General features: G+C 62.2%; 8 protein-coding genes. 4 read left to right on the forward strand and 4 right to left on the reverse strand.

Annotated features, from left to right (window positions below):
* The first annotated feature begins 2 nt into the window (after window positions 1-2).
* From K7H22_RS12030 to K7H22_RS12045, 4 genes are all read left to right on the forward strand, one after another.
* Complete coding sequence (locus tag K7H22_RS12030; RefSeq protein ID WP_230801091.1) at window positions 3-1,337, forward strand: S41 family peptidase; 1,335 nt, start codon at window positions 3-5, stop codon at window positions 1,335-1,337.
* 61 nt (window positions 1,338-1,398) lie between these two features.
* Window positions 1,399-1,887: an RNA pyrophosphohydrolase gene (locus tag K7H22_RS12035; RefSeq protein ID WP_419248181.1), complete on the forward strand. Its 489-nt coding sequence runs from the start codon at window positions 1,399-1,401 to the stop codon at window positions 1,885-1,887.
* 83 nt (window positions 1,888-1,970) lie between these two features.
* Entirely contained in the window at window positions 1,971-2,831 is an 861-nt protein-coding gene (locus K7H22_RS12040) for a class I SAM-dependent methyltransferase (RefSeq protein WP_230801092.1), read from the forward strand.
* 120 nt (window positions 2,832-2,951) lie between these two features.
* Window positions 2,952-5,870, forward strand: coding sequence for an error-prone DNA polymerase (locus K7H22_RS12045; RefSeq protein WP_230801093.1), 2,919 nt, complete (start codon window positions 2,952-2,954; stop codon window positions 5,868-5,870).
* On the opposite strand, the gene K7H22_RS12050 is transcribed toward K7H22_RS12045, so the two are convergent.
* The 4 genes from K7H22_RS12050 to dapE all read right to left on the reverse strand — a co-directional run bounded on the left by K7H22_RS12050 (window position 5,785) and on the right by dapE (window position 11,831).
* Window positions 5,785-6,804: a 4Fe-4S dicluster domain-containing protein gene (locus K7H22_RS12050; RefSeq protein ID WP_230801094.1), complete on the reverse strand. Its 1,020-nt coding sequence runs from the start codon at window positions 6,802-6,804 to the stop codon at window positions 5,785-5,787. The two genes, K7H22_RS12045 and K7H22_RS12050, sit on opposite strands and share 86 nt — an antisense overlap.
* A gap of 127 nt (window positions 6,805-6,931) precedes the next feature.
* Window positions 6,932-8,203, reverse strand: a complete 1,272-nt coding sequence (locus K7H22_RS12055; RefSeq protein ID WP_230801095.1) for a lytic murein transglycosylase — start codon at window positions 8,201-8,203, stop codon at window positions 6,932-6,934.
* Window positions 8,204-8,337: 134 nt separating this feature from the next.
* A complete protein-coding gene (rnr, locus tag K7H22_RS12060; protein ID WP_230801096.1) occupies window positions 8,338-10,590 on the reverse strand; it encodes a ribonuclease R in 2,253 nt (750 codons plus the stop codon).
* A gap of 89 nt (window positions 10,591-10,679) precedes the next feature.
* Window positions 10,680-11,831 (reverse strand): succinyl-diaminopimelate desuccinylase, encoded by a 1,152-nt coding sequence (dapE, locus tag K7H22_RS12065; RefSeq protein WP_230801183.1) that lies wholly within the window; start codon window positions 11,829-11,831, stop codon window positions 10,680-10,682.
* Window position 11,832: the final 1 nt, after the last annotated feature.

An 11,832-nucleotide genomic window follows, 5' to 3' on the forward strand; every position in this document is an offset into this window, starting at 1 on the left:
GTATGAACAAGTTCGTGATGGCTGCCATTGGCGGCACAATGGTCGGGGTATTGGCGACAACGCAGTTGGCGGCACCCCTCCTGGCGCAGGAGACATCGAAGAACAGCAGCGTATACGAGCAGTTGGACCTGTTCGGCGACATCTTCGAACGTATCCGCGCCCAATATGTCGAGGAAGTGGACACAAGCGAGTTGATCGAGGCCGCCATCAACGGGATGCTGACCTCCCTTGATCCGCATTCCAGCTATATGTCGCCGGAAGATGCTGCGGACATGCGGGTGCAGACGCGTGGCGAATTCGGCGGTCTCGGGATCGAGGTCACGCAGGAAGAGGGTTTCGTCAAGGTGGTCTCGCCTATCGACGGCACCCCCGCTGACTCCGCCGGGATCGAGGCAGGCGACTTCATCACCCATGTCGATGGTCAAAGCCTGATGGGTCTGAACCTTGATCAGGCCGTGGACATGATGCGCGGTCCAGTCGGCAGCGAGATCGTGATTACGGTCCTAAGGGAAGGCACGCTTGAACCTTTCGACGTGTCGATCATTCGGGACACGATCAAGCTGACGGCGGTACGGACCCGCACCGAAGGGCAGGCTGTCGTGCTGCGCGTTACGACATTCAACGACCAGACCTTTGCCAATCTGGAAAGCGGACTGGCGGAAGCGGTTGAAGAGGCGGGTGGCGAGGAAGCCGTAAGCGGTATCGTACTTGATCTGCGTAACAATCCGGGCGGCTTGCTGACGCAGGCGATCCGTGTCTCGGACGCATTTCTGGACAGCGGCGAGATTGTCTCGACCCGTGGCCGCGCAGCAGAGGACGGCGAGCGCTACAACGCCACTCCGGGCGATCTGGCGAATGGAAAACCGATTGTCGTGCTGATCAATGGCGGCTCCGCCTCGGCCTCCGAGATCGTGGCTGGCGCCTTGCAGGACCATCGCCGCGCTATCGTAGTCGGCACGAAAAGCTTTGGTAAAGGCTCGGTGCAGACTGTGATGCCGCTGCGCGGTGATGGCGCGATGCGCCTGACCACAGCACGGTATTACACCCCGTCAGGCCGTTCGATCCAGGCGCTGGGCGTTTCCCCCGATATCGTTGTGGAACAGCCGCGCCGCCAGCCCGCAACCGAGGAAGAGGATGAAACGACCCGTCCCGGCCGTTCCGAGGCCGATCTGCGCGGCTCGCTGAACAATGACAGTTTGAGCGAGGACCAGATCCGCCAGATCGAGGAAGATCGCGCCAAGGCCGAACTGGCCGCCAAACTGCGCGAGGACGATTACCAGTTGGCCTATGCGCTGGATATCCTCAAAGGTCTTTCTGCCTTGGCACCCACACGTTGAGCCTGCCTTGCCTCGCATCGTTTCGGTGCGGGGCAATCCACCGGAGACCGGAATACATCGCATGACCCTGACCTCAGACCAGATCGAGCGCCTGCCCTACCGGCCCTGCGTGGGCGTGATGATGGCAAATGACCGTGGACAGGTCTTCGTGGGCCAGCGTCTGGATAATGACACGCCCGCATGGCAGATGCCGCAAGGTGGTATCGACGAGGGCGAAGAGCCTCGTGAGGCCGCCCTGCGGGAGCTGTGGGAAGAGACCGGCGTACTACCCGAACTGGTCGAATTGGTGGCTGAAACACGTGACTGGATTCCCTATGATCTGCCCCATGAGATCGTGCCGCGCATCTGGCAGGGCCGGTTCCGCGGGCAAAGGCAGAAATGGTTTCTGATGCGTTTTCACGGCAGTGACGACCAGATCAATATCCTGACCAGCCACCCTGAATTCGCGGAATGGCGCTGGCTTGATCCGGATGATCTTGTCGATCGCATTGTCCCGTTCAAGCGGGAGGTCTATGCCAGTGTTCTGGCGGAACTCGGCCCGCTGATCTAGTCCGCGACTGAGCTGCGCCATAAGCCTTTGATGCCTGTCGAAAGTTGCTTCCCAGATCGCATCCTTTCGGGTAACTGCGACGCATGGGTAAGACGAAAATCAACACACAGGCCATTGGCCTTGATGTCGGGCTGTCATTCACCAAATGGCTGACCGGCGCCGAAAACCTGCATTACGGCTTGTGGGAGGGGCTGGATGTCAGCGCCGCAAACCTGCGTGCCGCGCAGGAAGCCTATACGGACAAGCTTTTCGCTCTGTTGCCTGACCGGCCTTGCCGGATCCTCGATATCGGCGGCGGTGCGGGCGAGACCGCGAAAAAGCTGATCGCGCTTGGCCATTCGGTCGATATAGTTGTGCCAAGCCCTTTCCTTGCAGGGCGTTGCCGCGTCAATGCGCCGACGGCCCGCGTCCATGAATGCATGTTCGAAGCGTTCGAGGCTGCGCCGGCCAGTTTCGACATCTGCCTTTTCTCGGAAAGCTTCCAGTATATCCCGCTGGATCAGGGGCTGCCGAAATGCCTGACCCTTCTGGCGCCGGGGGGCGAGATTATCGTGGCTGACTGCTTCCGCAGCCCCGCCTATACGGGCGACCGGATGCTGGCCCCCGTTGGCGGTGGCCACCGCATCGCCGCCTTTCGCACAGCGCTTGCAAATCTGCCGCTGGACGTCGTCAGCGAAGAAGACGTGACCATGTCCGCCGCCCCTTCGGTCGAGATCGAGCAGGGTTTGTTTAATGTTTTCGGATACGGCCTGACCCGCGTGGATCAGGAGCTGTCCCTGCACAAGCCGCGCCTGCGTTGGGTCTTGCAGCGTGCGATACGCACGCTGATCGGTGAACGCAAACGCGCGCGGCTGGACCAGCGCCTGAACCAGCAAGCCCGCAACCGCGACAGCTTTGCCAAGTTCAACATTTACCTGCTGATGCGCCTGCGTCCGACAGGCTGACGCGTTCCGCCGACCTGGCCCCTTTCTTCTTGCCTGAAATATCCAAAGCGCATGATCTGCCGCAGGCAATCCCGTTGATAGGACTCGAAAAAGAACAAAACGTGAATATACTCTGGAATCATGTTTGCGGAACTTTGCATCACCTCCAATTTCACCTTCCTCACAGGGGCGTCGCACCCCGAGGAATATGTCCAGCGTGCCGCCAGTCTTGGCATCACCGTGCTGGCCATCGCGGATGTCAATTCGGTCGCGGGGATCGTGCGCGCCCATGCGGCAGCGCGGGATATCGCGCGCAGGGTCGCCGCGCGGCAGGCGCATGATGCCGAACACGGGCTGATCGGCCCGCCCGATCCCGCGCGCAGCCCCGACGATCAGGGGCCGCGCTTCATCTGCCCGCGCTTCATCCCTGCCACTACCTTGCATCTGGCGGACGGGCTGGTGCTGACCGCGCTTCCCGAGAATCGGAGCGGCTGGGCACATCTGTGCCGTCTGCTGACTCTGGGGCGTCGCCGCGCGCCGAAAGGGGGGTGCGACTTGTATCTGGCCGATCTGGACGGGCATACCGAGGGGCTGCAATTCCTGCTGCACCCGCCAACCCCTGACAGCGGCGCGGATGCATGGCTGCCGCTGGCGCGCGGGTTGACGCGCCGCTTGGGTGCGCGGATGCACCTGTTGATCTTCCCCTGCTATGACGGTCAGGATCGCCCCCGGTTTGATCGCCTTTCGCAAATGGCTGCCGGTCTGGGTATCCCCACGCTCGCCTCGGCCCGTCCCCTGATGCACGAGGGGCGTCGCCGCCAGATGGCCGATGTGCTGACCGCGATCCGTAGTGGTATCACCGTCGACCGGTTGGGCCGTGCCGCACTGGCCAACGGCGAACAACGCCTGCGCGGAGAAGACGACCTGCGCCGCCTGCTGGGCCCTCATGCCGCTGCCGTAGACAGGGCGGGCCTGCTTGCACAGCGTCTGACCTTCTCGCTGGACGAATTGCGCTATGAATACCCGTCCGAGGTGACAGGGGGCGAGACCGCCGCCGCCCGTCTGCGCCGTCTGGCCCTTGCGGGGTTGAACTGGCGCTATCCCGACGGTGCGCCCGACCGCGTGCGGGGAATGCTGGAACACGAACTGACCCTGATCACCAAGCTGAAATACGAACCCTATTTTTTGACCGTGCATGACATTGTCGATTTCGCGCGCGGGCGCGGCATCCTGTGTCAGGGGCGCGGATCGGCGGCCAATTCGGTGGTCTGCTATTGCCTTGGCGTCACCTCGGTTTCCCCCGAGATCGGCACGATGGTGTTCGAGCGTTTCGTGTCGGAAGCCCGTGACGAGCCACCCGATATCGACGTGGATTTCGAACATGAGCGCCGCGAGGAGGTGATCCAGCATATCTACGAACGCTACGGTCGCCACCGCGCGGGTCTTTGCGCCACGGTCATCCACTATCGCGGCAAGCGCGCCATCCGCGAGGTAGGGGCCGCGATGGGCCTGTCGCAGGATACGGTCGCGGCCCTCAGCTCGCAGCTTTGGGGTTTTTACGGGATGTCCGGAACCGAAGATGCCCGCCTGCGCGAGATCGGCCTTGATCCGACCGAGCCGCGTCTGGCCCGCACCATGGCGCTGATCCACGAGATCGTCGGTTTCCCCCGCCACCTGAGCCAGCATGTCGGCGGCTTCATCATCACCGAGGGTCGGCTGGACGAGTTGGTGCCCATCGAGAATGCCGCGATGGAAGGGCGCACTGTCATTTGCTGGGACAAGGATGACATTGATACGCTCGGTATCCTCAAGGTCGATGTCCTGAGCCTCGGGATGCTGACCTGCATCCGCAAGGCCTTCGATCTGATCGCGCAGCATCATGGCGTAAAGCACCGGCTGGCGACGCTGCCGCCCGAAGACCCGCGCGTCTATGACATGCTGTGCCGCGCTGATTCCGTAGGTGTGTTTCAGGTGGAAAGCCGCGCGCAGATGAATTTTCTGCCACGGATGCGACCGCGCACCTTCTATGATCTGGTGATCGAGGTCGCGATCGTGCGGCCTGGCCCCATTCAGGGCGATATGGTGCATCCCTATCTGCGCCGCCGCAACGGGCAGGAGAAGATGGAATTCCCCTCGGACGCTTTGGGCGCTGTGCTGGCCAAGACGCTGGGCGTGCCGCTCTTTCAGGAACAGGCGATGCAGATTGCCATCATCGGCGCGGGCTTCACGCCGGATGAAGCAGACCGCCTGCGCCGTGCGCTCGCCACCTTCAAGAAACATGGCAACGTGTCGGAATTCCGTACGCGGTTTTTGCGCGGCATGGCGCGCAACGGCTATGACACGGATTTCGCGGAACGCTGCTTCAGCCAGATCGAAGGCTTTGGCAGCTACGGTTTCCCCGAAAGTCACGCCGCCAGTTTCGCGCTCTTGGTCTATGCCTCGGCTTGGATCAAATGCCATCACCCCGGCATCTTTGCCTGTGCGCTGCTGAACGCGCAGCCGATGGGGTTCTATGCGCCTGCGCAGATCATCCGCGATGCGCGCGAACACGACGTGCAGGTGCGCCCTGTGTGCGTCAACAACAGCTACTGGGACAATGTGATGGAACCTGACGGTCTGGGCGGGCTGTCCCTGCGCCTCGGTTTCCGGCAGATCAAGGGCCTGCGCGAGGATGATGCCGCATGGCTTTGCGCCGCGCGCGGCAATGGCTATCTGTCGGTCCCCGAGGTCTGGCGCCGTGCGGGTCTGGCCCCCGCCGTGGTGGCGCGACTGGCCGAGGCGGATGTTTTCGCAAGTCTCGGCCTGTCCCGCCGCGAGGCCCTGTGGGAGGCCAAAGCCCTGACCGCCGATGCGCCCCTGCCACTTTTCGCGCTGGATATAGACGGCGAGGGGGTCATGGAACCCGTCGCCCATCTGCCGCAGATGAGTTTGGGCGAGGAGGTGGTTGAGGATTACGTCGCCATGCGCCTGTCGCTCAGGGCGCATCCTCTGGCATTGCTGCGTCCGCTTCTGTCCCCTGCATCCGCACCGCTCGGCGTGCCAGCTTGGCCGCAAGATTAAGGCCGACGCCCGGGCGTGACCATGGGCACACGGCAATGCAGATCGCGCAACCATTGGTCTGGTTGAAAAACGGCAGGCAGCGGTCGAAATCCACATACCATTTCTCGACGCCGCGCACGGTCTGCTTGTCAGGCGCGATGGCGAACGGTGGGCAGGCATCCTCGCAGATGCGGCAACTGTTGCAGAAGTCGTCAACGCCAAGATTCTGCGGTGGAGTCGGGGCAAAGGGTGCATCGGTCAGAACCGCCGACAACCGGAAGGATGATCCCATCGCGGCGTCGATGATCGAGCCGTGCTTGCCCAACTCGCCAAAGCCGCAGGCGAGCGCCGGCGGGATCAGCATCAGGGCGCCGGTCATCGGGCCGGTCACCGGTTCTGCCTCCCATCCCTGCTGGCGCAACCAGCTTGCCACGCCCTTGGCGGCACCTGCCGCGCGGCCATATTGGCGGATCACCTCGCCACCTGCACCGGCACCGGGCGCGGTGCTGATCGCGTCGAAATCATGCTGCACGCCCAGCACGATCACCCGCGATTGCGGGATGATCTGCCCCTCATAGGTCCATGCCGGGTCCATCACGGCAACGCCGGTTTTCTCGCAAAGGCCCTCCTCGACGAACCGCGTCAGGGACGCGGTCCACTCTTCGGGCTGACGCGCCGCCCGTTCCGGTGCAAGACCGGCCAAGGGCGCTGCAAGGATCACCTGCCGCTCTGCCCGCGCCGCCCTGATCGGGGCAGCATCGGGATCGACCGTGTAGAACCAGCGCTGCATCGCGCCATGCGGGATCGTATCCGGATCGGGTGCCCAGTAGACCATTCGCGCGGGTCGGGCGGCCACCTCGCCCAAGCCGTTGATTTTATTTCCGGATATCTGCGGTGCCAGCGCCATCTGCGCGGGATCGGGGGTGAAGGGACGATGCGGATTCTTGCGTGGCATAACCGCAGGCTACACCCGTCGCCACCCTTCCATGCAAGCGTTTTAACGCCTGCATTTCCTCTTGCCCCAAATAACTGGCATCACGACAACGGCAGCCCTGTGCCGCCGTCGTGAAGTTTCTAACCGGCTAGCGCTTCAGGAGGGCCAGCACATCCTGGCTGGGAAAGCCGTCTTGCGGCACGCCCACCGACGCCTGAAATGCGCGGATCGCATTCACGGTGTTTGGCCCGATGATCCCGTCGATCTTTTCGACAGGATAGCCCCGTGCCTGCAGACGTTGCTGCATCTCCATCCGTTCGTCGAAGGACAGCGGCGCATAGCCGCGCGGCCACGCGGTCTGGATCTCCGGCCCGCCCTTGATCCGGTCGGACAGGTGGCCCACCCCGATCACATAGGCCTCGGCGTTGTTGTAGCGCGAGATCACTTTGAAATTGTCGAAGATCATAAAGGCCGCGCCCGCTGTGCCCGCAGGCAGCAATATCGAAGCCGCGCCATGGTTGGGCACTGCGCGCCCCTGCATGTCGGTCACGCCCATTGCCGCCCATTCCGATGGCGCGCGCTTGATATCCCGTGAGGCCAAACCCGCGTTGAATCCCGAGGGCAGGCGCACTTCCACACCCCAAGGCTGGCCCTTGGTCCAGCCAAACCGCTTGAGATAGGCGGCGGTCGAGGCTAGCGCATCCGTCGGATCATCCGACCAGATGTCGCGTTTGCCATCGCCGCTAAAATCCACCGCATAGGCAAGATACGAAGTCGGAATGAATTGTGTATGTCCCATTGCGCCAGCCCAGCTGCCGGTCATGCTGCGCGGGTCCACATCGCCTGCCTGGATGATCTGCAAGGCCGCGATCAATTGCTTCTCGAAAAATGCACCGCGCCGCCCGTCATAGGCCAGTGTTGCCAACGATTCGATCACATCCAGCGTGCCGCGCCGCTCGCCATAGGTGCTTTCCATGCCCCAGACGGCGGTGACGACTTCCTTTTCCACGCCGAAGCGGTCTTCGATAGCTTGCAGGGTGCGGCGATGCTGTTGCAATGCCGCCTGTCCGTTGGCCACCCGCTTGGGCGAGGCGGCACTATCCAGATAGTCCCAGATTTCCCGTTTGAATTCGGATTGGTTGCGGTCGCTGGTGACGACATCGGGGTTATAGCCTATTCCGGCAAAGGACCGTGTCACGACATCATTTCGGATCCCTTGCGCCTGTGCGCGGCTGCGAAACCCGTCAACCCATTGGCTGAAGGCGGCTTGGGTTTCAGGGGCCACCTGACGCACGGGTTGCTGCACCACCGACAATCCCGAAGGACGCGCTTCTGGACGCAGCGAGCGGTCAACGGGACCGGCGCATGCGGCATTTGTCATCAGGATTGCCCCCGACAGCGGTAGAAGAAAGTATTTCATGTTCATTTTGCTCGGCCTCGCTTGTGCTTGGTCTTTTTCCAGCATCGTAGCGCAGACAGAGATTTTTCAAAAGCCTTCAATGGACGCGTGCAGTGCTGCCGCAACCTTCCGCTTATGGGCGAGCGCCGCCGGTGTTACCGGCGACGGTCAGCTTTGCGTTTCAGTTTGTCGGACTTGCGTTTGGCCTTGACCAAGGCCCGTTTCGGCGGCTTGCCGCGCGCACCGGGAGGACCTTTGGGCATGTCGCGCCCTTCGATGCTGATCAGCTCCAGTGCGATGCCGCCTGTCACTGGCGCGGCTTCGGTCAGTTTGACCCGCACGCGCTGGCCCAAGCCGATGATCATGCCGGTTTCCGAACCCATCAGCGTGCCGGCGTCGCGGTCGAAATGGAAATATTCGCGCCCCAGCGAGCGGATCGGGATGAGACCGTCTGCACCGGTTTCATCCAGTTTGACGAAGGCCCCGAATTTGGCAATCCCGCTGATGCGGCCCCCGAATTCCGCGCCCAAACGATCCGACAGAAAGGCCGCGAGATAGCGGTCATTGGTGTCGCGTTCCGCCATCATCGAGCGGCGTTCGGTATCGCTGATATGTTGTGCGGTTTTCTCCAGTCGGTCGATTTCCTGATGGCTCAGGCCATCATCTCCCCATTTATGCGCCGAGATCAGCGCACGGTGCACAACCAGATCCGAATAGCGCCGGATCGGTGATGTGAAATGCGCGTAGGCCAAAAGCGCCAGTCCGAAATGGCCGAAATTTGTCGGGCTGTAGTAAGCCTGCGTCATGGCGCGCAAGGTCGAGATGTTGATTAACTCGTCATGGTCCGTACCTTCGGCCTGTGCCAGCAGGGCGTTCAGATGCGCAGTTTTCAGAACCTGCCCTTTGGCCAGCACCAGACCGGCGGCTTGCGCCGTATCACGCAGGCTGTCCAGCTTTTCTGGGCTCGGCTCCTCGTGGACGCGGAACAGCAAGGGAGATTTGCGAGAGATCAGCGTTTCAGCGGCGGCGACATTGGCCAGCACCATGAACTCCTCGATCAGCTTGTGGGCATCCAGCCGGTCGGTGAAATTGACCGATGCAACCTTGCCATCTTCCGACAGGATCACCTTGCGTTCGGGCAGGTCCAGATCCAGCGGTTGGCGGCGGTTGCGGGCTTTCACAAGCGCATCATAGGCTGCGTAAAGGGGGTTGATCACCAGATCCATCAGCGGGGCGCATTTCTCGTTAGGGGCACCATCGCGCGCCTCTTGCACCTCGCGGTAGTTCAGCGATGCAGCGGACCGCATCAGCCCGCGCACGAAGCGGTGGCTGATTTTCTGGCCCTCGGCATCGACTTGCATCCGTACAGCGATACAGGCACGCGGCACACCCTCATGCAGCGAGCACAGATCACCGGACAGGCGGTCCGGCAGCATCGGCACAACACGATCGGGGAAATAGCTCGAATTGCCGCGCTTGCGCGCCTCGATATCCAGTTCCGAACCGGGATGGACGTAATGGGCCACATCGGCGATGGCGACCCATATCACATGGCCCCCTTCATTCGCCGGATCGTCATCGGCATGCGCCCAGCAGGCATCATCATGGTCGCGCGCGTCCCACGGATCAATCGTGATCAGGGGCATATCGCGCATATCCTCGCGCCCCGAAAGGCCTGCGGGTTTCATCGCGTCGGCCTCGGCCACAACCTCGTCGGGGAAATCGTCGGGAATGCCGTGCTGGTGGATCGCGATCAACGACACGGCTTTGGGGGCAGAGGGATCGCCCAGACGGTTGATGACGCGTGCGCGGGGCAGGCCCATGCGGGCCTTGGGACCTGCCTGCTCCGCCTCGACCAACTCGCCATCCTTGGCGCCGCCTGTGGCGCCTTCCGGGACCATCCATTCTTTGCCGTCGCCCTTGTCGATGGGCAGGATGCGTCCGCCCTCGGAGGTTTTGCGGAACACGCCAAGCACTTTCGCGGGATTGGTTCCGATACGGCGGATCAGCCTTCCCTCGTAGTGATGTGTCTGGCCGCGAACCTCGGTCAGTCGCGCCAGGATACGGTCGCCCTCGCCCAGGGCAGGATCGCTGCTGCGTGCGATCATCAGGATGCGGGGCTCGGGTCCTTCGCCTGTCCATTCCAGCGGGCGGGCTGTCATCTCGCCATCGGCATTGGGCGCACCAACCTGCACGATACTGACCGGCGGCAGGCGGTCGGGGTCGCGGTATGTCTTCTTACGCTTTTCCAGATGCCCTTCATCCTCAAGTTCCTTGAGGATACGCTTCAGATCAATGCGCGCAGCGCCTTTGATGCCAAAAGCCTTGGCAATATCGCGCTTCGCGGTGAGGGTCGGGTGGTCCGAGATCCATGACAGGATTTCAGGCTTGGTGGGTATCTGGCTCATGCTGTCCGGTTATCACAGGCGCAGGGTGTCGTCATGCGGGAATCGCTGCGCGACCGGCGACGATGCCCATCAGGGCAAAGAAGCAGCCCCTAGCCGAAATAGCTACGAAGGATTCGGGCGTAGATCGACTTGAGCTGGTGGATATGGGCAATCTCGACCCGTTCATCCACCTGATGCATGGTGCGCCCGACAAGCCCGAATTCCACCACTGGGCAGTGGTGCTTTACAAAGCGTGCATCCGATGTGCCGCCTGATGTTGACAGAACCGGCACCACATTGGTTTCGGCCTGCACGGCGGCGCTGACCATATCCGACAGATCGCCGGGGGGCGTCAGGAAGCTTTCGCCCGAGATTTTCACCGTCATGCCGATCTGCACACCGAATTCATCGGCCACCTTGTCTGCTTTGGCACGCAGCCAGTCGGTCAGGCTGGCCCCTGAATGGATATCGTTGAAGCGGATATTCACGCTGGCACGACATTGTGCGGGAATAACATTGGTCGCGGGGTTGCCGGTGTCGATCGTCACCACAGCAAGGGTTGACGCGTCAAAGTGGTCATTGCCCTGATCCAGTTCATGGCTCGACAGCCTGTCCATTAGGCGTGCCATCGCGGGCAGCGGGTTTTTGGCACGATGCGGATAGGCCGAATGGCCCTGCACGCCGGTCACCGTAAAAAAAGCCGTCAGCGATCCGCGCCGCCCGATCTTGATCATCTCACCCATGCGTTCGGGGCAGGTCGGTTCACCTACCAGACAGACGCTCATTGTCTCGCCCTGATCCCGCATCCAATCCAGCAGCGCGGTTGTGCCATCCACGGCGTCGCCTTCCTCGTCACCGGTGATGGTCAGGATCACAGCCCCGTCTGGTGGTGTCTGGCGCACGAAATCAACCGCTGCGGCGGCAAAGGCGGCGACACCCGATTTCATGTCTGTGGCCCCGCGCCCCCAGATCTGGCCGTCCTTGATCACACCGCCAAAGGGCGGGACAGTCCATGCGGTCTCGTCCCCGACAGGGACTACATCTGTATGCCCGTTGAAACCGAAGCTGTGGGCGTGCCCCTTGGCCCCCCAGCGGGCGAACAAATTGGACACAGCACCACGATCCACACGGGTGCAGGTGAAGCCTGCGCTCTCAAGCAAGCCCTGCAGCAGGACCAGCGCACCACCTTCCTGCGGTGTGACAGAAGCGCAGCGGATCAGTTGCACCGTCAGTTCGGCGGGATCAACGGGGCTGTGTGTCATG

The sequence above is a fragment of the Seohaeicola saemankumensis genome, assembly GCF_021021435.1.
Taxonomy (GTDB): Bacteria; Pseudomonadota; Alphaproteobacteria; order Rhodobacterales; family Rhodobacteraceae; genus Seohaeicola.

Bases quoted from the DNA above. Each gene is read 5' to 3' on its own strand.
- K7H22_RS12030 (WP_230801091.1), top strand. From the start codon at position 3: ATGAACAAGTTCGTGATGGCTGCCATTGGCGGCACAATGGTCGGGGTA.
- K7H22_RS12035 (WP_419248181.1), top strand. From the start codon at position 1,399: ATGACCCTGACCTCAGACCAGATCGAGCGCCTGCCCTACCGGCCCTGC.
- K7H22_RS12040 (WP_230801092.1), top strand. From the start codon at position 1,971: ATGGGTAAGACGAAAATCAACACACAGGCCATTGGCCTTGATGTCGGG.
- K7H22_RS12045 (WP_230801093.1), top strand. From the start codon at position 2,952: ATGTTTGCGGAACTTTGCATCACCTCCAATTTCACCTTCCTCACAGGG.
- K7H22_RS12050 (WP_230801094.1), bottom strand. From the start codon at position 6,804: ATGCCACGCAAGAATCCGCATCGTCCCTTCACCCCCGATCCCGCGCAG.
- K7H22_RS12055 (WP_230801095.1), bottom strand. From the start codon at position 8,203: ATGAAATACTTTCTTCTACCGCTGTCGGGGGCAATCCTGATGACAAAT.
- rnr (WP_230801096.1), bottom strand. From the start codon at position 10,590: ATGAGCCAGATACCCACCAAGCCTGAAATCCTGTCATGGATCTCGGAC.
- dapE (WP_230801183.1), bottom strand. From the start codon at position 11,831: ATGACACACAGCCCCGTTGATCCCGCCGAACTGACGGTGCAACTGATC.